A 22,972-nucleotide genomic window follows, 5' to 3' on the forward strand; every position below is an offset into this window, starting at 1 on the left:
CTGTCTGTGCCGAGGTGGGTCGGACGCGGTTTTTCCGACGCCACTATAATCGGGGCTCGTTGCGGCCCACGCGTCCAATATTTCCAGAGGCCGCCATGATAATCGCTGCACCCGCTTATTTCCCAATCTCATGAATGAAAATCAAGCAACCTGGCTAAGCTTTCTCGCCGAGCAAGGCGCCCGCCTGTCCGAATCGACAACGCCGGAGCCGATCGGTTTCACCGATGCCGCGCCGATCAACGCCGGATTCATCGCCCCGCTGACCCACCTCGGACTGATCGCCGCCACCGGCGAGGACGCCGCGAGCTTTCTGCACAACCAGCTGACCAATGACATCGAGCATCTCGGGCCGGGTGAAGCGCGCCTGGCCGGCTATTGCACCGCCAAGGGCCGGCTGCTGGCGACGATGCTGACGTGGAAGAGCGGCGACACGATTTATCTGCAATTGCCGCGCGAGCTTCAGCCGGTGGTGCAGACGCGGCTGCAAATGTTCATCCTGCGCGCAAAGGCGAAACTCGCCGACCTCAGCGACGACTTCGTCGCGCTCGGCCTGGTCGGCGCGGATGCCGAGCTGCTTGCCCCCTGGTTCCCGGTTTTGCCGAACGCGCCCTATGCCAAGGTCGATACGGATGCCGGCAGCCTGATTCGCGTCGCCGACGCCGATGGCCGGCCACGTTTTCAGTGGATTGCGCCGCTGGCGGTGGCGAAGGATGCCTGGCCAACGCTCGCGCGCCGTCTGCCGCCGGCGCCGCCGTCCGCCTGGCGCCTGACCGATATCGCCGCCGGCATGCCGACCGTGGTCAAGGCGACGCAGGAACAGTTCGTGCCGCAGATGGTGAATTTTGAAGTCGTCGGCGGCGTGAATTTCCGCAAGGGTTGCTATCCGGGCCAGGAAATCGTCGCCCGCAGCCAATACCTGGGCAAGCTCAAGCGGCGCATGCTGCCGGCTACGATTGCGACGGTCGGGGTCGCGCCCGGCATGGAAGTGTTTGCGGCGAACGAGCCGGACCAGCCCTGCGGCCAGATTGTGAATGCCGAGACGATCGATGGCGCGACACGCTGCCTGGTCGAGCTCAAGACCGCCGCGCTCGAAAGCGGTGGCGGCTTGCACCTCGGCGCGGCGAACGGGCCGCTGCTCGACATCGGCAGCCTGCCGTATGCGCTGATCGATCCGACCTGACGATGGATTTGTACGTTTATTACAAGGTGCCCGAGGCTGGCGCCGTTGCGCTGCTGCCGCTTGTCAAGCGCATGCAGCGCGAGCTCGCCGAGCGGCATGCGGTAGGCGCCGCATTGAAGCGCCGGCCTGAAACTCGCGACGGCCGGCAAACCTGGATGGAGGTCTACGCGAACGTGCCTGAGGGCTTTGCCGCCGCGCTGGCGCGAGCTGCCGAGGCGAACGGCATCGCCGCTCTGATCGATGGCGGCCGCCATACCGAAACTTTCGTGGATATCTGCTGATGTGCCTGATCGTCTTTGCCTGGAAAACCGTGCCCGGCCTGCCGCTGCTGGCCGCCGCCAACCGCGATGAGTTCTATGAACGCCCGACCCAGCCAGCCGACTGGTGGCCGGACCATCCGCAGGTCTATGCCGGGCGCGACCTGCGCGCCGGCGGTACCTGGATGGGCATTACCCGCGATGGCCGTTTCGCCGCGCTGACCAATATCCGCGCGCCGCAATACATCGGCCGGGAGGCGCCGTCGCGCGGCGCGCTGGTGTCGAACTTTCTGACCGGCAGCCAGCGCCCCGCCGATTACATTGCCGCGCTCGCTGGCGACGTCGCGCATTTCAACGGCTTCAATCTGCTGGTTGGCGATCGCGAGGAATTGGTCTGGTACACCAACGGCCCGACCGACGACGAGCGCAACGGTAAGCCGCTCGCCCCGGGCATCTACGGCCTGTCGAATGCGATGCTAGACACACCCTGGCCGAAGGTCGTGCGCACCAAGGCGCAGCTGTGCAGCCTGGTGTGCCAGGGCGCGCCTAGCGACGCCTATTTCGAAATGCTCAGCGACACCACGCCCGCAGGCGATTGCCGGCTGCCGAAAACCGGCATGGCTATTGAATGGGAGCGGCTGCTGTCGCCGGCATTCATCGTTTCGCCGAACTACGGCACCCGCTGTTCGACGCTGGTGGAATTACGCGCCGACGGCAGCGCCAAACTCACCGAGCGGCTGACCGGGCCGGAAGTCGACTGTGCCTGAATTCGGTTAGCACTTTTCGGCGCGCCGGCAGCGGCTAGCCGGCGCGTCAGCCTTGTCTCTTCCTATGCAGCAAGCTACTGCATCGCGATCCGGAGCTTTCAACGCGCAACACATTGCGTGCCCTGAAGGAACCGGATTCCTGTTCTCGTCACTCAAGCCTCCGTCAAGCCCACGATTTGCAGCGGCGCGACGCTCCGTACGAAACACACAGATCTCACGAATTGTTGTAGGCGGGATTCGGGCTGAAGGCGTAAGTCGTCCGTTCGAGCCCCGTGGAAAGCGAAGGCGAAAGGCGGTCTGGACGGGAGTTCGATTCTCCCCACCTCCACCAGATGCCGATGGCGGGCAAGCCGGTAACACAACGCCGTCGCCATCTGCCGGGGGTGACCTGGTTTCGACAGGCTGAATGAGTACCCGGAGTCACAACACGTCAGGCGCCTGACGTAAATAGCGCAAACTCCATAAACGTCAACAACGTTTACGTCGAAGGCAAGGACATCGGCAGCCGTTTCGCTGGTCCCGTCAACGACGCATGTGAACGGATGACGGCCTAATAGCCGTTGTCATTCACCGAGTATCCGGCCCCTTCGCAAGAAGGCTTGGGAACAGAAAGGCCGGACCTGCACCGCGTGACTTCATCGTTAGCAAAGTGCGCAGCCGGGCGCGAAGTGGGGGAATCCGGCAGATCCCCGTAGCCGGCAACCGTAGAGGGCGCCCCCTGTAGGACTGGGGGCATTCAGCTTTCAATGTTTCCGTTAGGCCTGCTCCGTCCACGCGGCCAGCGGAGTAACTCGGCCAGCGGAGTAACTCGGCCAGCGGAGAACCGCGTGGGCGGAGCAGGCCCTACCCGACGCCCTTTCCTACGTGTTCAGACACCTGATCTAGCGGGTGCGAACACATCAAAACCGATAACGCATCAGCACATGCGCTATCCCGGCCTCCATGAACACATCGCCTTCCACGGCAAATCCATGCCGTTCATAAAACGGGCGCGCATGCAGCTGCGCATGCAGCAGCACCGAGGCATCGCCGCGCGCCTTCGCCGCAGCCAATAGCGTATTCAAAATCAGGCTGCCGATGCCGTGACCGCGCGCTTCCCGCCGTACCGCCATGCGACCGATATGCCCATCCGGCAGCAGCCGGCCCGTGCCCACAGGCCTATCGCCGTCCAGCGCCAGCGCATGAAGGCTGACCGCGTCCATCTCGTCAAGCTCCATCTCGGGCGGCACCCGCTGTTCGTCGACGAAGACTTCGAAGCGAATCGCGCCAGCCGCGTCGGACAACGCATGCCAGGAACCGGTGACGACATGCACTGTCATGCCGTCTCCGGCGCCAGCTTTTCCATCGCCATCAGCCGCTCGCGCCAATCCGGCGGCACCGGCACGCCGCGGCGCGCGGCGGCGTCGGCATACACATAAACCAGTTCGCCCGACACCAGGTGCGCATCGCCGCGATGGATTTCCAGCAGAAAGCGCATCGAGCTGCGACCGAGCGCGGCGCAGCGCACGCCAATCTCGAGCACATCGTCGAAACGCGCCGGCGCCTGATATTCAACTGTCGCCTTGCGCGCAAACATTTCCTGGCCAGCCGCCGCCTGCGCCAGCACATCCGGCAAACCGGTGGCGCGCCAGTATTCGGTGAAGGCGACGTCGAAATAAGTCAGGTAATGGCCGTTGAACACGATGCCCTGCATGTCCACTTCGGCCCAGCGCACCCGCAGGCTATGAAAAAAGGAAAAGTCTTCGCGCGCCATCCGCATGTCTCCCGCTTGTCTTGTTGTCAGCGCTCAGGACTGCCAGGCGCTTTCCGAAACGATTTTCCAGGACGCGCCTTCACGCGCCCAGTATTGCCGGCGCCGGGTGCTGCGCCGGAATTTGCCGATCGCCGCATCCTGGGTGAAGGTGGCCACCATCAGGTTGTCCTGCCCCGGATACAGGAACAGGCTCATGTCGCGCACTGTCAGCTTTACCGCGCCGGGCCGCCGCAGCAGGTCCTGACCGAAGCGCGACAGCCAGGCATCGGCATCCTCGCCGTGATCTGAGCGGAAGCTCGACGAATAATTGCCGCGCAGCCTTTGCGCATCCAGGCTTTCGACATCGCCGCGCCATTTCTCGATGACCGCGGCGAACGCATCGCGCTCGGTGGCAAGCTGCTTGCGGCTGACGAACTGCATCTGCCGGCTGATCACCACCGGCGTCTTGCCTACCTCGACCGATGCATACAGCTGGTTCAGGTCCGGATTGGTCAGCACCACGCAACCGTCCGAAGACAGGGGCGGCCGGCTGTAATTGGAAGCCGGCGTGCCATGCAGCCAGATGCCATAGCCATCGCGCCCATGCAGGCGATCCCATTCATTCGGATAACTGATCGGCAAGGCGCCGGTGCCATAGAAGTCGGGCAGGCGCGCGCCGGCCAGGCGGCTGGTGATGTAGTACACGCCCAGCGGCGTCTTGCCGTCGCCTTCCTTGCGCTTGTCCACGCCGAGCTTGCCCTGGCTGATATAGAAGTCGCGCGCGAAATGCAATTCGCCGCCGCGGTTCTCGTACACATACAGCCGCGAGCGGCTGGCATCGACCACCAGCACATTCTTCTGATCGCGCCGCAGCTGCAGCACCGCGCGCGGCACCGCATCCGGATTCGGACGCTCGTACAAGGCCTTCAGCCGCGCCGCCGCTTCCTCGCGCAAATTGTCCAGCGCATCGGGCGGCGCGCCATCGACCGCGCCGAGACGTTCGACCTTGCGGGTCTGCATCAGCAACAGATCGCCGCGGATCAGGTGGCCAAGCTGGAAGTTCGGATACGCCTTCACCAAGGCATTCGCCTTGGCCATCGCATCCTGCAGGCGGCTGGCGGCCAGGTCCTTGTACACCGCGATCAGGAGGCCGTCCGGATCCGGACGCGGCAGCGCGGCATCGGCGGCACAAGTGGCACCGAACGATGCGGCCAGGATCAGGCAGCGCGCGACATGCGCAATACGAAAGCGTCGCGCCATCAGCCCGTGCTCTCCCGCGTAATCTGCCATTTGCCGTTGCGCTGGCGTTCCAGCGTCAGGGTCTTGCGGCTCGAGGCCGACAGGCGATCCGACACATAAACCTGGTGAAAGCGCACGGTGGCGAGCGCGCCATTGACCTCGACCTGCGGCTTCTCGACACGTACCTCGATGCGGCCCTTGCCGGTAATGCGCGCATGGCGCTCCTCGGCCCAGGCCTTGCGTGTCAAGCCCTTGCCCGGTTCGAAGTCGGACGCATAGTGCGCGAGATAGGCTGGCACATCACGCTCGCTCCAAGCGTGCGCCCAAGCGGTAACCGCATTCATGACGGCACCGCGTTCGGCTGCGGCTTCCTGCGCGAGGCGTGCCTTCTCTGCCTTCTCCGCCCTTTCTGCCTTCTCTACCTTCTCAGACTTCTCCACCTTCGCCACCCGGAGGGCCGGCGTCTCCGCCTTCACCGGTTCAGACTTCAAGGCAGGCTTGCCTGGCGCGGCCGGCTTTGCATCAGCCTTGGCAGGCGCGGCGACCTTGGTTTCGGGCTTGGCCGGAGCCGAAGGCTTCGGCTCGGCCCTTGGCTCAGGTTTGGTATCAGCCAGTGGACGCGTGGCGGTGTCTAGCTTCGCCAGCGGCGGCAAGGCGGATGGCTTGGCCTGCGGCGCTGGTGTGGCCGGTGCGGACTGAGCCGGGGTATGCGCCATGTCAGCCGCCTTGGTGGGCGCCGGTTTCGGTTCGGGCGAGCGGATATCGGCTTTCGCCTGCGCCGGAATCTGCACCGGCGCGGCGCGCGCATCCTGCGGCGTGGCGGAAATGGCTGGTGCGGATGGTGCAGATGGCGCCGCGCCGCCGAGGCTTTGCATCAGCGTGAGCTTTACCTTGTCGCTGGCGCGTGGATCGACCTGCAGCGCCTTTTCATATTCCAGACTAGCCAGACGCGCGTGGACATCGCCGAGATTCTGGAAGGCGGTCGCATAGGCCGGATTGGTACGGATCGCCTTGTCCAGGGCAGCGCTGGCTTTTTCATACTGGCCGGCCGCGGCATACAGCACGGCGAGATTGTTATAGGGCTCGGGCAGGCGCGGATAGTCCTGGGTCAATGCGGTGAAGATGGCGATCGCTTCATTCGGCTTGGTCTCCGCCAGCATCACGCCCTTCATAAAGCGCACCTGTGCATCACGCGGCACCCGCGCCAGCCAGGCATCGGCGCGCTTGAGGGCCTCGGCCTGCTGGCCGGCGCGCATGAGCTTACTGATTTCCGCAGCCTCGTCGGCATGCGCGACCCCGGAAATGAGCGTTGCCGCGAAGACGGGCAAGAGAAACAGCCGCGTGCGGCGCAGTCGGAAACGCGTGAAGCTCATCGGGTCGGGGGCGCGGAAAAAAGCGGTATGTTACACCGAGCCGGGCGTAACTCGGCGCTTTCACGCGCTTCGCCGCCCCCTGTGCACGCAGGCCGTGGCACGGCATGCAACACCGTGCTGTCAGTCCGGCAAGGCTTCCCGGATCAGCCGATTGATACGCTTTGGCTGCTCATGCACCACCCAGTGCGTACCCTCGGGTATGCGCACCACCTCCAGCGCATCGACGAAGCCATCCAGCCCGTCGAGCAGGCTCTTGGGCAGCGCGACATCGCTTTCGCCCCAGATCACCCGCGTCGGCACCTTGACCCGGAAGTCAGCGGGCTGCATCTGCGCCAAGAGGCGCTGTGCGCCCGGATCGGCCTCGGTGGGCGGATACAGCGGCGAGGCACGATAGTAGTTGACGCCACCGGTGAGTCCATGCGACCAGGCAGCATGGTATTTCGCCCGGGTTTCGCCGACGAACCACGGCGCCGGCGGCTGGCCCATACCGGACAGGAAGCCATCCATCATCGCGAACTCGTCCTTGGCCAGCGCCGTCTCCGAACCCGGCGAGCGCAGCCAGTTCATGTAGGCGCTGGCCTTCTGCTGCGCCGGATCTTCGGCCAGCGCGCGCATGAACAAGTACGGATGCGGCGCATTGATGATGACGAGCTTATCCAGCAACGCCGGCCGCGCGATCGCAAAGCTCCATGCCAGCGCGCCGCCCCAGTCATGCGCAATCAGCACACAGCGCTCGTAGCCGAGATGCGCGATCAGCTGCGCAATATCCTCGATCAGCAGCTTGGCCTTGTAGGCAGCAGGATCAGCGGGCATGTCCGACAGATTGAAGCCGCGCAGATCCGGCGCCACCGCGTAGTGGTCCGCGCCAAACTCCGCGAGCTGCTCATGCCACTCGTACCAGAACTCCGGGAAACCATGCAGGAACAGCATCAGCGGCTTGCCGCGCTCCCCGGCGCTGGCATAATGCAGCCGGGTGCCGTTCGGAAGCTGCGCGTACTGCCCTTCGGTGATATCGACAGCCATTGCCTTCTCCGGTGGATGGATCGTTTCGATCAGCCCTGCTGCAGCTTGGCGCGCAGCATCTCGCGCACATGCGGCACCGCTTCATACGGGTCGCCCGGATTGCGTCCGGCGACGATGTCTTCCATGCGGTGCTGCACATTGCCCAGCGCCTCGGGATGCGAATAGATGTAGAAGCGGCTGTCGCGGATGGCGTCGAAGGTTTTCTCGGCGACTTCCGCTGCAGTCACCTTGCCCGAGCCGACCGCCTTGTCCGACATCGCCTGCGCGGCGCGCTGGCTGGGGGTCGGCGGCGCATCGGATTTCACATCTTCCGGCCGGTTACGATGCGAGGCCGAGATCCCGGTCGGCACGAAATACGGGCACAGCACCGAGGCACCGATCGGCGCGTCCACCAGCTTCAGATCCTGATACAGCGTCTCGGACAGCGACACCACCGCGTGCTTGGAGACGTTGTAGATGCCCATGGTCGGCGGATTCAGCAGGCCAGCCATCGATGCGGTGTTGACGATATGGCCTTCGAAGTCCGGATCGCGCCGCGCGCACTCCAGCATCAGCGGCGTGAAGATGCGCACGCCATGGATCACGCCCCACAGGTTCACGCCAAGCACCCATTCCCAGTCGGCCTGCGTGTTTTCCCACACCAGTCCGCCGGCGCCGACGCCGGCATTGTTGAACACCAGGTGCACCGCGCCGAAAGCGCGCATCGCTTCATCGGCCAGCGCCTGCACTTCCTCGCTGTGACGCACATCGCAGCGCAGCGAGGTCACTTGCGCGCCCTGCCCTTCGAGTTCGGCGCGGGTTTCGGCCAACGCATCGGCCTGCACATCGGCCAGCACCAGGCGCATGCCCAGGCGCGCGCCGATGCGCGCGAATTCGCGGCCGAAGCCGCTGGCCGCGCCGGTGATGACCGCAACGCGGTTTTCAAACTTGTCCATGTTGTCTCCTCCGACCCTTCGGTCTTATTGATTGTCGATGCGCTTCAATGCGAAGCCGACGCGCGGGAAATGCACGATGACGCTGCCCGCACGCGCATCGCCGCGGCGCACCGCATATTCATTCTCGGTGGCCATCACCAGTTCGCCGACGACCGGATCCAGCGCATAGTCGGTCGGCGTGATCGCTACCGTATCGCCCAGCACCACGCCATGCGCATCGACGAAACCGGCATCGTCGAACGGCGCCGGTTCTACGCCATGCGCCATCTGCAGCGCCTCGTCGGCGCTGATCTGCCGCGGCGCGCCATGCTGCATCTCGGCGATGCGCTCCATCCATGCCAGCAGGCGCGGCGTGTCGTCGAGAATGTCGGCCAGGTCCTTGGCCCGCGCGATGAACCACAGCGAGTGATAAACCGAGAAGTCGGCAATCGAGGCCTGCGCGCCGCACAGATATGGACTACCACCGGCAAGCATGTCGTCGAGTCGACGCAGGTACTCGGCCAGCGCAATCATCGCGTCCGGCACCGGCAGCGTCGCGAAGCTGCCGCGCATGGCAGCGCGGTCGGCGCCAAACGCCTTTGCTTCCTCCGGGCTCAGGCCAGCGAGCAGGCTCTTTGCGCCGGCCGGTTGAAACACATACGGCACGGCGGTCCAAAACAGCGTCGCATCCGCCCATTGCGCCAGGATGCGCGACATGCCGCCCACAGGCGCCGGATACAGCGACGGCTCGGGTTGCAGGCGATCGAGCACGTCGGCGATCAGCGCGGTGTCGCAATACACATCCGCGCCGATCTGCAGTACCGGAGTGCGGCGGTAGCCGCCGGTCAGCGGCATCAGGTCCGGCTTGGGCATGACGCGCGGAATATGCACCGACAGCCAGTCCAGCTTCTTGTACGCGAGGATGCGGCGCACCTTCTCGGAAAACGGCGAGCTCTCGTAGTGATGCAGGATGATGTCCGGCATGATGCCTCCTCAGATCAGCTTGACCAGTTGCTTGCCGAAGTTCTTCCCCTTGAGCATGCCGATGAAGGCTTCGGGCGCGGCGGCCAGTCCCTCGGCGATCGATTCGCGGAACTTGAGCTTGCCGGCCGCGACCATCTGTCCCAGTTCCGTCAAGCCCTGCGGCCACAGTTCCGGATGCTCGGACACGATGAAGCCGCGCACCGTCAGGCGCATCGTCAACAGCGTGCGCAGGTTGTTGAGCACCATCGGCTCGCCGTCATAGCCGGCGATGAGGCCGCACAGCGCGATGCGGCCGAACGGGTTCATGCGCGCCACGCAGGCATCGAGGATCTCGCCGCCGACATTCTCGAACACGCCATCGATGCCGTCCGGCGTAGCAGCGGCCAGGTCGGCTTTCAAATTGCCGGCCTTGTAATCGATGCAGTCGTCGAAGCCGAGCTCATTGACCACATACGCACACTTCTCCGGCCCGCCGGCAATGCCGACCGCGCGGCAGCCGCGCGCTTTCGCCAGCTGGCCGACCACGCTGCCGACCGCGCCGCTGGCGGCCGATACCACCACCGTCTCGCCAGCCTTGGGCGCGATGATCTGCGTGAGGCCATACCAGGCGGTCATGCCCGGCATGCCGACCGAGCCGAGATAGGCCGACAGCGGAATCTGCGCGGTATCCACCTTCTTCAAACCGGCGCCGTCGGACAGGCCCATCTCGGCCCAACCGAACATGCCCACGACCTTGTCGCCAGGCTTGAACTTGGGGTTCTTCGATTCCACCACTTCGCCGGCGGTGCCGCCGACCATCACGGCATTCAAGGCCTGCGGCGCGGCATAGCTCTTGATGTCTTCCATGCGCATGCGCATGTACGGATCGAGCGACAGGAAGTGGTTGCGCACCAGCACCTGGCCTTCGACCACGCTGGGCACCGGCACGGACTCGAGACGAAAATTGTCCGGGCTCACATGGCCCTGCGGACGGGAGGCAAGCACGATCTGCTGATAGGTATTCATGACAACTCCTTTGCAAAATGGGTGCTGCATTAAAAGCCGCGGACCGCGCATGACAGCGCGACCCATGCGCTCATGCGCGCGGCGCGGCGCGCTTCATGAACTTGAACGTGCCCATGGACTTGGCTACCATGCGGTCGTCATTCCAGAGCTCGCCCTCGCAAAAGCACATGCTGGTCGAGCGATGAAAGGCATGACCCTTGGCGACGATGCGCGAACCGACGCGGCCGCCCGGCTCCATGAAGCTAGTCTTCATTTCGATGGTGACGCCGCCACGCGCTTCCGCATCGAGCGAGCGGCCGGCCATGGACATCACCACGTCCAGCAGCGTCATCACCACGCCGCCATGCGCCACATGCCAGCTGTTCATGTGGCGCGGCTCCAGCGTCAGCGCTACCTGCGCGCGGCCATCGGCCATACCGAGGAATTCGACGCCGAGCTCATGCAGGAACGGGATTTCCGTCGGAAAGGGTTTGGCGGTCGGCGTGTCCATCAATGCACCGCCGACACGCCACCGTCCACCGCGAGGATCTGGCCGGTGATGTGCTTGCCGGCATCGGAGGCGAACAGCAGCGCCGCGCCTTTCAGATCCTCATCGTCGCCGATGCGCTGCAGCGGCGCGCGCCGCTTGAGCTTTTCCTCGCCCACTGCTTCGAGCGTGCCGCGCGTCATCTTCGACGGGAAGAAGCCCGGCGCGAGCGCATTGACCGTGATGCCGTGGCGGCCCCATTCGCCGGCCAGCGTGCGGGTGAAGTTGACGACCGCGCCCTTGGAGGTGTTGTAGGCAATGGTCTGCATCGATTCCGGGCCGTTGCCGGACAGGCCGGCGATCGAGGCGACATTGACGATGCGTCCATAACCGCGCGGGATCATCGATGCCTTGGCCACTGCCTGCGACAGCAGAAAGATGCTGCGAATGTTCAGGTTCATCACCTTGTCCCAGGCTTCGACCGGATAGTCTTCGGCCGGCGCGCCCCAGGTGGCGCCGGCATTGTTGACCAGGATGTCGATGTGACCGAGGCGGCGCATCGCTTCCTCGACCAGCGGCGCGACCGCTTCCTGTTTCGACAGATCGGCGGCAATGGCCGAGGCTTCGATGCCGCGCGACTTCAGGTGCGCGACGGCTTCATCGAGATCGCTCTGCTTGCGCGAGGACAAAACGATTTTCGCGCCCTGCTCGCCGAGCGCTTCGGCGATCTGCAGGCCAAGGCCGCGCGAGCCGCCGGTGACCAGGGCCGTCTTGCCGGCCAGGTCGAAGAGTTGTTGGGTGGTACGCATTGTGTCTCCTTGAATGCTGTATTGATCGCAGCCTTTAGGCCGTCATGGCGTTGCGTAGGGTGGGCGCAGCCCACGCGTTGCCCGAGCGTTGCGCATGCAGACGCGTGGGCTGCGCCCACCCTACGCACTTGATTAGCGGATGCCGCGCTTCATCACCGCGTTTTCAGAACCACGCATCCTGCATGTCCAGCGTCGTGGTATCCACGGTCTCCAGCAGATCGAGCTGCTGATGCACCTTCGGCAGTTCCCAGCGGAAGAAGTACTTCTGCGCCTGCAGCTTGCCGCGATAGAAGTCGGCGTCGTGCGCCTCTTCCTTGCCCGTGGCCACCAGCGCCTGCTCGAGCCAGATCCAGGCCAGCACCGTGTGGCCGAAGGCTTCAAGATAGGTCGAGGCGTTGGCCAGCGTCTTGTTCATGTCGCCGGCCGCATACAGCACTCGGGTCACCGCTTCGATGCGTTGCAGCGCTGCCTCCAGCGCATGGGCGTCGCCGGCCAGACCATCGACCGCCATCGCACGCTCGATGCTTTTCCGCGCCGCGCGCTGAAAGGCCTTGAAGGCCGCGCCTTCCTGCATCACCACCTTGCGGCCCAGCAGGTCCAGGCCCTGGATGCCGTGAGTGCCTTCATGGATCGGGTTCAGGCGGTTGTCGCGGTAGAACTGCTCGACGTTGTATTCGCGGGTATAGCCGTAGCCGCCATGGACCTGGATCGCCAGGTTGTTGGCCTCGAGGCACCATTGCGACGGCCAGGACTTGGCGATCGGCGTCAACATGTCCAGCAGCAGCGAGGCTTCGCGGATGACGTCCTCGGATTCGCCGGTGCGCTGCTCGTCGACCAGGCGCGCACAATACAGCGCCAGCGCCATGCCGCCTTCGACGTAAGACTTCTGCGCCAGCAGCATGCGTTTCACATCGGTGTGCTCGATGATCCTCACCTGCGGCTTGGATGCATCCTTGTTCAAGGGATGGCGACCCTGCGGACGATTGCGCGCATAGTCCAGCGCATGCAGATAGCCGGTGTAGCCAAGCACCACCGCGCCCAGGCCCACGCCGATGCGCGCTTCGTTCATCATGTGGAACATGTTGGCCAGGCCCTTGTGCACTTCGCCGACCAGGTAGCCGACGGCGCCGGCACGGCCGCCCGGCTTGAACTTGCCTTCGCCGAAGTTGAGCAGGCAGTTGGTAGTGCCGCGATAGCCCATCTTGTGATTCAGTCCGGCCAGCACCACATCGTTGCGCTCGCCGATGCTGCCGTCATCGTTGACCAGCTTCTTCGGCACGATGAACAGCGAGATGCCTTTCACGCCCGGGATCAGCTTGCCGTCCGGGCCCGGCACCTTGGCCAGCACCAGGTGCACGATGTTTTCCGACAGCTCATGCTCGCCGGCCGAGATCCACATCTTGTTGCCGGTCAGGCGATAGGTGCCGTCTTCCTGCGGCTCGGCGCGGGTCACGATGTCCGACAGGCTCGAGCCGGCCTGCGGCTCCGACAAACACATCGTGCCGAAGAAACGGCCTTCGAGCATCGGCTTGACGAACTTCTCGATCTGCTCGGGCGTGCCGCACTTGAGCAGCGTGTTGGCATTGCCGATGGTCAGGAACGGATAGGACGAGGTGCCGACGTTGGCCGCCTTGAAATAGGAAAAGCCGGCCTTCTCGACCACGCAGGGCAATTGCATGCCGCCGAGTTCATAGTCCTGTCCGGCGGCCATCAGGCCGGCTTCGCAGAACACCTTCAACGCGGCGCCGACCTCGGGAATCATGTGCACCCGCTCGCCATCGAAATGCGGTTCCTGCTGGTCGCTCTTCTTGTTGTGCGGGGCAAAGAGATCGGTGGCGACCTGCTCGCAGGTATCCATCGCGGCGTTGAAGGTTTCGCGGCTGTGGTCGGCGTAGCGCGAGCGCTTGGTGAGCGATTCCACATCCAGCCACTCATAGAGCAGGAAGTCGAGATCGCGGCGGGAAAGTAACATCGATTGCATGCTGGTCTCCGACGCGCCGGCAGGCAGGCGGCGCGCTTGATGTTTGCTGGCGAAAAAAAGGCCCGCATGCGGCGGGCCCTGTTGCAACGTGTATCAGACGACTTCGAACAGGCCGGCAGCGCCCTGGCCGCCGCCGATGCACATCGTCACCACGACGTACTTGGCGCCACGGCGCTTGCCTTCGATCAGCGCATGGCCGGTCAGGCGCGCGCCGGATACGCCGTACGGATGGCCGACTGCAATTGCGCCGCCGTTGACGTTCAGGCGATCCATCGGGATGCCGAGCTTGTCGGCGCAGTACAGTACCTGCACTGCGAAGGCTTCATTCAATTCCCACAGGCCGATGTCCTCGACCTTCAGGCCCGTCTTCTGCAGCAGCTTCGGAATCGCGAACACCGGGCCGATGCCCATTTCATCCGGCTCGCAGCCGGCGATGGCGAAGCCGCGGAAGATGCCCAGTGGCTTCAGGCCGCGCTGCTCGGCGAGCTTGCTGCTCATCACGATGGCGCAGGAGGCGCCATCGGAGAATTGGCTGGCGTTGCCGGCGGAAATCACGCCGCCCGGAATCGCGGTACGGATCTTCGATACGCCTTCAATCGTGGTGTCGCCGCGGATGCCTTCGTCCGAGTCGATCGTCACTTCGCGGGTCATCAGCATGCCGGATGCCTTGTCGGCCACGCCCATGATCGTGGTCATCGGCACGATCTCATCCTTGAACTTGCCTTCGTTCTGCGCGGCGAAAGCGCGCTGCTGGCTGCGCACGCCGTATTCGTCCTGGCGTTCCTTGGAGATCTTGTAGCGCTTGGCAACGTTCTCGGCGGTCTGCAGCATCGGCCAGTAGATCTCGGGCTTGTGCTCCTTCAGCCAGGTCTCGACGATCATGTGGCGATTGGCTTCCTGCTGCACGCAGGAGATCGATTCGACGCCGCCGGCGGCAAAGATATCGCCTTCGCCGGCGATCACGCGCTGGGCCGCAGTGGCGATGGTTTGCAGACCCGACGAGCAGAAGCGGTTGATGGTCATGCCGGCGGTGGTCACCGGGCAGCCGCCGCGAATGGCGATCTGGCGCGCGATGTTGCTGCCGGTCGCGCCTTCCGGCGTGGCGCAGCCCATGATCACGTCCTCGACCTCACCCGGTTCGATGCCGGCACGCTGGATGGCGGCTGCCAGCACGTGGCCGCCCAAGGTCGCGCCATGGGTCATGTTGAAGGCGCCCTTCCACGATTTGGCAAGGCCGGTGCGTGCGGTCGAAACGATGACGGCGTCAGTCATGTGAGTCTCCTGTGGTTCCTGTTGGTATTGGCGAAGGGATTGCAGTGGCGATGTGTAGCCGTTAAGGATGATGTCTCTAGTTGCCGGAGGGTCCGCGTCGGTCACCGGCGTTTTGTTTGTGGGCTTGAGAATAGCACAATTAAGTACGGTCGTTCGCAAACTTTTGCACCGCTTCCGCCGGCGTATCGTCGCGCTAAAAGACAGGCTGCAGCGCGACTGTTTGCGATATCTCGCTCGGCGATCCGGTTGACGCGCCGCCTGATGCGCGATTTGCTGCACGAAGCGGACACAGAAAAAGGGGCTGCCATGTCCTTAATGATCGCTTATCGGCATTTCAGTAAGTTACGTGTAAGTTTTTGCAAGTTTTCCGTAAGGTAGCACTCCTAGACTCATCGACGTCTTATCCGCCCCTTAAACAAACACAATGGAGACAACATGGGCACTGTTCAGACCGCAGCACGCGGTATGACCGCGGAAGAACGCAAGGTCATATTCGCTTCCTCCCTCGGCACCGTATTCGAATGGTATGACTTCTACCTGTACGGATCCTTGGCCGCCATCATCGCCAAGCAGTTCTTCGCCGGCACCGATCCCAATACCGCCTTCATCTTCGCGCTGCTCGCGTTTGCCGCCGGCTTCATCGTGCGGCCCTTCGGCGCGCTGGTGTTCGGCCGCCTCGGCGACATGATCGGCCGCAAGTACACCTTCCTGGTCACCATCCTGATCATGGGCGCGTCGACCTTCATCGTCGGCCTCCTGCCCGGCTATGCCTCCATTGGCATCACTGCGCCGATCATCCTGATCGCGTTGCGCATCCTGCAGGGTCTGGCCCTGGGCGGCGAGTACGGCGGCGCGGCAACGTATGTGGCCGAGCATTCGCCGGACCGCAAGCGCGGCTTCTTCACTTCCTGGATCCAGACCACCGCGACCCTGGGCCTGTTCCTGTCGCTGATGGTGATCCTGGGCACCCGCACCGCCGTCGGCGAAGAAGCGTTCAATGCCTGGGGCTGGCGCGTGCCTTTCCTGGTGTCGGTGTTCCTGCTGGCGGTCTCCGTGTGGATCCGCATGTCGATGAATGAATCGCCGGCTTTCGCCAAGATGAAGGCCGAGGGCAAGACCTCGAAGGCGCCGCTGTCCGAGGCTTTCGGCCAATGGCGCAACCTGAAGGTAGTCATTCTGGCCCTGGTCGGTCTGACCGCCGGCCAGGCCGTGGTCTGGTACACCGGCCAGTTCTATGCGCTGTTCTTCCTGACGCAAACGCTGAAGGTCGATGCCACCACCGCCAACTTCCTGATCGCCGCCGCTCTCCTGATCGGCACGCCCTTTTTCATCATCTTCGGCTCGCTGGCCGACCGCATCGGACGCAAGCCCATCATCCTCGGCGGCTGCCTGATTGCTGCACTGACCTACTTCCCGATCTTCCAGGCGCTGACCCATTACGCCAACCCGGCGCTGGAAACCGCGATCAAGAACTCCCCGGTCACCGTCACCGCCGACCCGGCGAAATGCCAGTTCCTGTTCAACCCGACCGGCACCAAGAAGTTCAATTCTTCCTGCGACATCGCCCGCACTTTCCTTGCCAACGCCTCGGTGGCCTACACCAATGAAGCCGGCCCGACCGGTTCGGTAGCGCAGATCAAGGTCGGCGACAAGGTGATCAATGGCTATGACGCCAGCGGCCTGTCCAAGGAAGAAGCCGCCGCCAAGGATGCCGCGTTCAAGAAGGAAATTGGCGATGCGATCAAGGCCGCCGGCTATCCGAGCAAGGCGGATCCTGCGCAGATGAACAAGGGCATGGTGCTGTTGCTGCTGGTCCTTCTGGTGATCTACGTCACGATGGTCTACGGCCCGATCGCGGCGATGCTGGTGGAAATGTTCCCGACCCGCATCCGCTACACCTCGATGTCGCTGCCCTATCACATCGGCAACGGCTGGTTTGGCGGCCTGTTGCCGACGACGGCGTTCGCGCTGGTTGCCTACAAGGGCGACATCTATTACGGCCTGTGGTATCCGATCGTGATTGCGCTGGCGACCTTCGTCATCGGCATGCTGTTCATCCGCGAAACCCGCGACCGCGATATCTACGCCAACGACTAGTACGCGCCGAAGGTTCATGCCCGGACTGCAACGCCGGCCCTCGGGCCGGCGTTTTCCTTTGCGCGCTTCGACACACCCCCACTCGCACGCCTGTCAATGCGGTCGCTGCTTTGCTATTGTCCGCGTGCCTATCACCATGGAGATGCCGCAAGGGCAATGCGGCCATTCGCTCTACAATCCAGGGTTGAAACGCTCATCTTCTCTCGCACCATTTCGCCATGAAAATCATTCACCGCATCGGTACTCCGCTGTCCGCATCCGCCACCCGCGTCATGCTGCTGGGTGCGGGCGAACTCGGCAAGGAAGTCATCATCGCGTTGCAACGCCTCGGCGTGGAAACCATCGCGGTCGACCGTTATGCCGATGCGCCCGGGCAGCAGGTCGCGCACCGGGCCCATGTGATCAACATGACCGACGGCGTCGCGCTGGCCGCGCTGATCGAGCAGGAAAACCCGGACCTGATCGTTCCGGAAATCGAAGCCATCGCCACCGAAACGCTGCTTGAGCTGGAAGCCGAAGGCCGAGCCACGGTGATCCCGACCGCGCGCGCCGCGTGGTTGACCATGAATCGCGAAGGCATACGCCGCCTGGCCGCCGAGCAGCTTGGCCTGCCGACTTCGCCATACCGCTTCGCCGGCAGCCTCCAGGAATTGAAGGATGCCTGCGCGGAAATTGGCTTTCCGTGCTTCATCAAGCCGGTAATGTCTTCGTCCGGCAAGGGCCAGTCGCGACTGGATGACGCCAGCGGCATCGAGGATGCCTGGGCCTATGCCGCCGCCGGAGGCAGGGTCGATGCCGGCCGAGTGATCGTTGAGGGCGCCATCGATTTCGATTTCGAGATCACGCTGCTGACGGTGCGTTCCATCGATGAGAACGACGTCCCGGTCACCAGCTTCTGTGAACCGATCGGCCATCTGCAGGTGCGCGGCGATTACGTGGAGTCCTGGCAGCCGCAGCCGATGTCCTCGCAGGCGCTGCACCGCGCGCAGGAAATCGCGAAGAAGGTCACCGATGAGCTCGGCGGCCTGGGCATCTTTGGCGTGGAATTGTTTGTCAGGGACGATGAAGTCTGGTTTTCGGAAGTCAGCCCGCGGCCCCATGACACCGGCATGGTTACCATGGCCAGCCAGGTCTTGTCCGAATTCGAACTGCATGCGCGCGCCATACTCGGGCTGCCAGTGGATACGAGCCTGCGCACGAGCGCGGCTTCGGCGGTCATCTATGGCCAGCATGACGCGGCCGGCATTGCTTTCGAAGGCGTGGCCGAGGCGCTGCGCGTGCCCGGCGCCGATGTGCGGCTGTTCGGCAAGCCGCAGTCCTTCGCGCGACGGCGCATGGGCGTGGCGCTGGCCGCGGCAGGCGATGTGAACGCCGCGCGTGAACGCGCCAGGGAGGCGGCCGCCAGGGTGCGGCCGGTGACGGCAAGCCAATGAAAGCGAAGCTGGGAAGAATCGGCGCGATCGGCACCGGCCTGGATATCTTCCGGGCCGCCTCGCTGTTCCTGTATGTATCGCTGCTGTTTCAGATCGCCGTCGTCGTGCTCATCGGCGGCCACCCTCCCGGGCGCCCGGTGTGGATCGCGTTGTGCGTACTGGCGCCGCTGACCGTCTCTGCGCTGATGCGCTATCTGCGGCCGAAGCTGCTGCTGATGAGCCCGCGCCATATCCTGCTCGAACTGCTGGCCACCTGCGGCGCGCTCGGGCTGCTGTCGCTGCAGTCCGAGGTGCCGCTGCAGGACCTGCCGTGGTGGATCGCGCTGGCCGGCGTGTTTCCGCTGGTGCTGGAAGCACGGCTGTCGATGGTGTCGGTGCTCGTGCTGGCCTCGGTCGGATCGCTGGCCAGCGCGACGAATCCTGTGCAGCCCGAGCTTTGGCTGCCCGGCTTTTTCGTGACGGTCTTCGTCGGCCTGCTGTCGGTCTGGCTATCGAATGCGCTGGCGACGAATGTCGCGCATCTGGAGCAGGCGCTCTTGAACGAGCGCCGCTTCAATGTGATCGCGCGCGCGGCGCGTCATGTGTTTCTGATCACCAGCAAGCGATTCGAAGTGCAGTTCGCCAACCCGGTCATTGCCGATGTGCTCGGCTACACGCCGCGCGAGATGGAACAGGGCCGCATGCCGGAAATCCATCCCGAAGACCTGGCCGAACGCAATCGCAAGCTGCGCCTGTTGCGCCGCGGTCGCATCAACAGCGCGCGCATGATGCTGCGCGTCAGGCACAAAGATGGCCATTGGGTGTGGATGGAAGTACGCGGCTACAACATGCTGCAGGATCCGGCCATCAACGGCATGGTGTTTTCGATGGAGGATGTGTCAGCCCGCATCGAAGCCGAGCACAAGCTGCAGCAGGAGCATGAGCTGCTGCGCGCGGTGCTCGATTTGAACCCGGCGATGATTTATGCGAAGGACCGCGACGGCCGCTTCACGATCAGCAATGCCAGTTTCCAGAAGGGAGTCGGCAACCTTTCCGATGCGCAGTTGAAGGGCAGGACGGTCAAGGATGTGTTCGAAGCGCAAAAGCGCAAAGGGCGCGACCTCGGCCCGCTCGAGATGGCGCAACGCTTCCATAATCAGGACATGCAGGTGATTCGCACCGGCGTGCCGATCGAAAACCTCGAAGTGCGCGACGCGGCCGACGGCGCAGCCGAACGCTGGTATCGCACTTTCAAGTACCCGCTGCGCGATGCCACCGGCGCGACTTCGGGCATGCTCGGCATCACCCGCGATGTCACCGAAAGCAAGGAGTACGAGATGCGCCTGGAGCATCTCGCACTGCACGACCCGCTCACCGGCCTGCCAAACCGGCGCTATCTGCTCAAGCTGATCGCCGACCATATCGCCGCCGGCGAGCCCGACGAGAAGCTCACGGTGCTGTACTGCGACCTCGATTCCTTCAAGAACGTCAACGATATCCACGGCCATGATGTCGGCGACCGCTGCCTGCTCGAAATCACGCGGCGTGTTGCCGAACTGTTCCCGCCGCCGGACGTGGTCTCGCGCTTCGGCAGCGATGAATTCGCCATCCTGGTGTACGCGCCGCTGGAAGAGGCGCGCCGGCGCGCCGATGATCTGCTGCAACGCATCGAGCAGCCAATCGTGGTCGAGGATATCGAGGTCAGGATTCACGCCAGCATCGGCATTGCCGGACTGCTGCCCGAGCAACGCAGCCCGTCCGAACTGATCCGCGATGCCGACGCAGCGATGTATCAGGCCAAGGATCGGGGCCGCAACCGTATCGAAGTCTTCGACGCGGCGCTGCAGCGCTCGGCCACGCGGCGCGCGCAAATGGACGTGGCGCTGCGCTTTGCGCTTGAACGGCATGAACTGGCGCTGGTGTATCAGCCTCAGGTCTCGCTTGCCGACGGCACGCTGACCGGCTTTGAATTACTGATGCGCTGGAACAGCCCGCAGTACGGGCAGATTTCGCCCGATGACTTCATACCCATCGCCGAGAACTCGGGCATGGTGGTGCCGATCGGCATGTGGGCGCTGGAACAGGCCTGCATGCAGCTCAAGGCCTGGCACCAGGCTTATCCGCGCGAGACGCCGCTGCACCTCGGCGTGAACGTGTCGATGCGCCAGTTAATGCACGCTTCCTTCCTGCAGGAGGTGGCGCAGATTCTGCAGCGCACCGGAGTTGATCCCGCTTGCATCGAGCTCGAGCTGACCGAGACCTCGGCCATGGCCAACCCGACGCAGACCATCGAAAACCTGGCCATGCTCAAGAGCCTGGGCTTGCGGCTGGCGCTCGACGATTTTGGCACCGGCTATTCCTCACTGGCCTATCTGCAGCGCCTGCCCATCGATGTGCTGAAAATAGACCGCGCCTTCGTGCGCGGCCTGGGACGCGATCGCAACGATGTCGAGATCGTGCAGCTTATCCTGACACTGGCGCGCATGCTCGGTCTGGACACGGTTGCTGAAGGCATCGAGTCGCGCCAGCAAATGCTGGCCTTGCGCAATCTCGGCTGCCGCCTCGGCCAGGGCTTTTACTTCTCCACCGCGCTGTCTGCTGCCGATGCCGAGGCATTGCTGCGCGAAAACAGCCGCTACCGGGTCTTGCTGGCCGAGATGGCTTGAACCACAGCTTGCGACACTAGCCCGTATTCGCAAGCGTGGCTCAAGGCTGCCACGCCGAACCCGTCAGTACAGCGCTTCTCCTTCGTTTTGCGCAATTTCAAGAAGCCCGCGAATCGTGCGGCGCTCGAATTCACTGCTCCAAGCTCAGGAACCCTGATCGAAGTCGGGTTACATAGCCCCCGGTTTGTCACATCCACATGCGTTTAACTTTTGATCATTTCCTCACAGTAAAGGACACCAAAAATGGCAAGCAGCTTCACTTCTGCCACCCAGACTCCGTCGGGTTCGAGGGTAATGCTTTCCACGCAACTTACCGGCGCACCACCGCCTCAAGGTGGCGTCGTACCGAAGGCCGGCCCAATCGATCAGCAGGCATTGCCCTCCTCCTCGGGCCAGGGCCAGGTGCCTACCCTGAAAACGCCCGAGGCCAGACCGGGCATGGTCGCACCGGCCTCGCCACGCAGCAATAACCATGGGCCCCAGCCTTCCTCGTCGGAAGCCACTTCCGGAAATGAATCCCCGCGCTGGAATACCGCCACCACACCCAGAGGATCGGCGACAGGAAAGGTCACATTGGCAAGTCGCCGCAACAGCGCCTCCGAGGGCATGAGCCCGCAGGGAGGCGCAGACGCGCAGGTTGGGCGACACGATGCGCCTGGCAATGACGATGCTGAAAAATCCGGCGCATGCGGTTCATCCTTGGCAACGAGTACAACGCAGTCTCCCTCCTCCCCGCCCCCCGCTTACGCTGAGCTTTTTTGCGACGAAGAAAGTTCAGTGTCAGAGAGCGTCGACGCCGATGGGGAAAGCCGAGGCATGAAGCGCACGCCCGGTGGCAAAAATGGCCCGGATCTCGAAGAGAAGCCAGCCAAGGCGGCGCGCAAGACCGATACGCTGTCTCCGGGGCAAGCATCGAAAAATGCCGGCATGGAAAAGCAGGAGCCGCAGGGCACTTGGAAAACGCATCGTCCTTCCCGCCAGAGTGGGCACTCGCCCCGTTTCGAGCATCACAGGTCACAATCTTCGTCGTCCAGGGTTCCTCTGCTGAACCTTGAGAAAGCGCAGCTTTCCTCCGCAAGCCCTTCCAATACAAGCGCTTCGAGCACTTCAAGCACTTCAAGCACTTCAAGCACTTCAAGCACTTCAAGCACTTCGGGCATGCCAAGCGCTTCGACACCCATCGTCGGCACCACGGCCGCGTTGTCGTCGACTGCATCGTCGACCGCGCATACGCATGAACGGTCGCCGCGCATGCCAGCAGCGCCGGGTTCGGACGCCGATGATGCGCCCACCTCCAGTCGTCGCAGCGGCTCTGTGCTGCTTGGACTTTCGCAGCCTCGCGGAGGACGCCCGCAAAGCCCTCGAAAATTCAGGGTCAGTGTGACAACCGTCAGCAGTAACGCGTCCGGCCCCGTGAATGCCACCGATCCGACGCCGGGCAAGGGGCGCAGCTCATCCGCCAGCAGTCAGCCTCAGGACGCAGGACATGTGCGCAGGACGCGTGCCGACGAACTGGGAATTGATATCCGCAACGTGCCGGATCGATATACCCAGCCCGTGGCCTTGACGGCGTCATCCGGCAGCGGTTCTTCGGTGCCGAGTGGTGAAGCCTCTGCTTACTCGGCGACAGCGGAAATCGACAGGCTGCTGGCGGAGGCGGAGGCAGTCCGGCAGCGTTCGTTCGGAAGCAGACCGCGCACGGAAAAGGAAAAAGGCCAGCGCTAAATCGTGACCAGGCAAGCTCCAGTACTGGCTGCATCAACTGCCACCAGCCTGGCGTGGCAAGCCGGCCAAG

21 protein-coding genes and 1 other RNA gene are annotated in these 22,972 nt (G+C 63.7%); 8 read left to right on the forward strand and 14 right to left on the reverse strand.

The window, feature by feature from the left end; genetic code table 11:
• Positions 1–130: 130 nt before the first annotated feature.
• From ygfZ to ssrA, 4 genes are all read left to right on the forward strand, one after another.
• Positions 131–1,180: a CAF17-like 4Fe-4S cluster assembly/insertion protein YgfZ gene (ygfZ, locus tag JJB74_RS13925; RefSeq protein ID WP_200592489.1), complete on the forward strand. Its 1,050-nt coding sequence runs from the start codon at positions 131–133 to the stop codon at positions 1,178–1,180.
• A 2-nt stretch (positions 1,181–1,182) separates the two neighbouring features.
• A complete protein-coding gene (locus tag JJB74_RS13930) occupies positions 1,183–1,461 on the forward strand; it encodes a DUF4936 family protein (RefSeq protein WP_200592490.1) in 279 nt (92 codons plus the stop codon).
• A complete protein-coding gene (locus JJB74_RS13935; RefSeq protein WP_200592491.1) occupies positions 1,461–2,204 on the forward strand; it encodes an NRDE family protein in 744 nt (247 codons plus the stop codon). The genes JJB74_RS13930 and JJB74_RS13935 overlap by 1 nt, the downstream gene beginning before the upstream one ends.
• 222 nt (positions 2,205–2,426) lie before the next feature.
• Positions 2,427–2,770, forward strand: a transfer-messenger RNA (tmRNA) gene (ssrA, locus tag JJB74_RS13940).
• Positions 2,771–3,103: 333 nt separating this feature from the next.
• On the opposite strand, the gene JJB74_RS13945 is transcribed toward ssrA, so the two are convergent.
• From JJB74_RS13945 to JJB74_RS14000, 12 genes are all read right to left on the reverse strand, one after another.
• The gene (locus JJB74_RS13945; RefSeq protein WP_200592492.1) at positions 3,104–3,523 is read right to left on the reverse strand and encodes a GNAT family N-acetyltransferase; all 420 of its coding nucleotides are present in this window, start codon (positions 3,521–3,523) and stop codon (positions 3,104–3,106) included.
• Positions 3,520–3,957: an acyl-CoA thioesterase gene (locus tag JJB74_RS13950; protein WP_407672346.1), complete on the reverse strand. Its 438-nt coding sequence runs from the start codon at positions 3,955–3,957 to the stop codon at positions 3,520–3,522. Before JJB74_RS13950 ends, JJB74_RS13945 begins: the two co-directional genes overlap by 4 nt.
• 33 nt (positions 3,958–3,990) lie before the next feature.
• The gene (locus tag JJB74_RS13955; protein WP_200592494.1) at positions 3,991–5,226 is read right to left on the reverse strand and encodes a L,D-transpeptidase family protein; all 1,236 of its coding nucleotides are present in this window, start codon (positions 5,224–5,226) and stop codon (positions 3,991–3,993) included.
• Complete coding sequence (locus JJB74_RS33255; RefSeq protein ID WP_234484173.1) at positions 5,196–6,548, reverse strand: L,D-transpeptidase Cds6 family protein; 1,353 nt, start codon at positions 6,546–6,548, stop codon at positions 5,196–5,198. Before JJB74_RS33255 ends, JJB74_RS13955 begins: the two co-directional genes overlap by 31 nt.
• Before the next feature lie 120 nt (positions 6,549–6,668).
• The gene (locus JJB74_RS13965) at positions 6,669–7,571 is read right to left on the reverse strand and encodes an alpha/beta fold hydrolase (protein WP_200592495.1); all 903 of its coding nucleotides are present in this window, start codon (positions 7,569–7,571) and stop codon (positions 6,669–6,671) included.
• A 29-nt stretch (positions 7,572–7,600) separates the two neighbouring features.
• Positions 7,601–8,506, reverse strand: a complete 906-nt coding sequence (locus tag JJB74_RS13970) for an SDR family oxidoreductase (protein ID WP_200592496.1) — start codon at positions 8,504–8,506, stop codon at positions 7,601–7,603.
• Between the two features lie 24 nt (positions 8,507–8,530).
• A complete protein-coding gene (locus JJB74_RS13975; RefSeq protein ID WP_200592497.1) occupies positions 8,531–9,469 on the reverse strand; it encodes a glutathione S-transferase family protein in 939 nt (312 codons plus the stop codon).
• Between the two features lie 9 nt (positions 9,470–9,478).
• A complete protein-coding gene (locus tag JJB74_RS13980) occupies positions 9,479–10,474 on the reverse strand; it encodes an NADP-dependent oxidoreductase (protein WP_200592498.1) in 996 nt (331 codons plus the stop codon).
• Positions 10,475–10,544: 70 nt separating this feature from the next.
• Positions 10,545–10,964 (reverse strand): PaaI family thioesterase, encoded by a 420-nt coding sequence (locus tag JJB74_RS13985; RefSeq protein WP_200592499.1) that lies wholly within the window; start codon positions 10,962–10,964, stop codon positions 10,545–10,547.
• Positions 10,964–11,749 (reverse strand): SDR family oxidoreductase, encoded by a 786-nt coding sequence (locus tag JJB74_RS13990; protein WP_200592500.1) that lies wholly within the window; start codon positions 11,747–11,749, stop codon positions 10,964–10,966. The genes JJB74_RS13985 and JJB74_RS13990 overlap by 1 nt, the downstream gene beginning before the upstream one ends.
• A 163-nt stretch (positions 11,750–11,912) precedes the next feature.
• On the reverse strand, positions 11,913–13,730 hold the full coding sequence (locus tag JJB74_RS13995; RefSeq protein WP_200592501.1) for an acyl-CoA dehydrogenase: 1,818 nt from the start codon (positions 13,728–13,730) through the stop codon (positions 11,913–11,915).
• Positions 13,731–13,823: 93 nt separating this feature from the next.
• A complete protein-coding gene (locus tag JJB74_RS14000; RefSeq protein WP_200592502.1) occupies positions 13,824–15,002 on the reverse strand; it encodes an acetyl-CoA C-acyltransferase in 1,179 nt (392 codons plus the stop codon).
• Positions 15,003–15,437: 435 nt separating this feature from the next.
• Between JJB74_RS14000 and JJB74_RS14005 the strand changes: the two genes are divergently transcribed.
• The 3 genes from JJB74_RS14005 (at position 15,438) to JJB74_RS14015 (ending at position 21,177) form a co-directional block, all read left to right on the forward strand.
• Entirely contained in the window at positions 15,438–17,099 is a 1,662-nt protein-coding gene (locus JJB74_RS14005) for an MFS transporter (protein WP_200592503.1), read from the forward strand.
• A 218-nt stretch (positions 17,100–17,317) separates the two neighbouring features.
• Positions 17,318–18,532 carry a formate-dependent phosphoribosylglycinamide formyltransferase gene (purT, locus tag JJB74_RS14010; protein ID WP_200592504.1) on the forward strand — a complete coding sequence of 405 codons (1,215 nt, stop codon included), beginning with the start codon at positions 17,318–17,320 and terminating at the stop codon, positions 18,530–18,532.
• Positions 18,529–21,177 carry a putative bifunctional diguanylate cyclase/phosphodiesterase gene (locus tag JJB74_RS14015; RefSeq protein ID WP_200592505.1) on the forward strand — a complete coding sequence of 883 codons (2,649 nt, stop codon included), beginning with the start codon at positions 18,529–18,531 and terminating at the stop codon, positions 21,175–21,177. Before purT ends, JJB74_RS14015 begins: the two co-directional genes overlap by 4 nt.
• Positions 21,178–21,542: 365 nt before the next feature.
• Here JJB74_RS14015 and JJB74_RS14020 read toward each other — a convergent pair whose 3' ends face one another.
• Together JJB74_RS14020 and JJB74_RS14025 are read right to left on the reverse strand one after the other, a co-directional pair.
• Positions 21,543–21,767 carry a hypothetical protein gene (locus JJB74_RS14020; RefSeq protein WP_200592506.1) on the reverse strand — a complete coding sequence of 75 codons (225 nt, stop codon included), beginning with the start codon at positions 21,765–21,767 and terminating at the stop codon, positions 21,543–21,545.
• Positions 21,768–22,184: 417 nt separating this feature from the next.
• Positions 22,185–22,430, reverse strand: a complete 246-nt coding sequence (locus tag JJB74_RS14025; protein ID WP_200592507.1) for a hypothetical protein — start codon at positions 22,428–22,430, stop codon at positions 22,185–22,187.
• 160 nt (positions 22,431–22,590) lie between these two features.
• Between JJB74_RS14025 and JJB74_RS14030 the strand changes: the two genes are divergently transcribed.
• Positions 22,591–22,902, forward strand: coding sequence for a hypothetical protein (locus JJB74_RS14030; RefSeq protein WP_200592508.1), 312 nt, complete (start codon positions 22,591–22,593; stop codon positions 22,900–22,902).
• The last annotated feature ends 70 nt before the right edge of the window (positions 22,903–22,972 follow it).

This window comes from Noviherbaspirillum pedocola (assembly GCF_016632335.1).
In the GTDB taxonomy this organism is placed as follows: domain Bacteria; phylum Pseudomonadota; class Gammaproteobacteria; order Burkholderiales; family Burkholderiaceae_D; genus Noviherbaspirillum_A; species Noviherbaspirillum_A pedocola.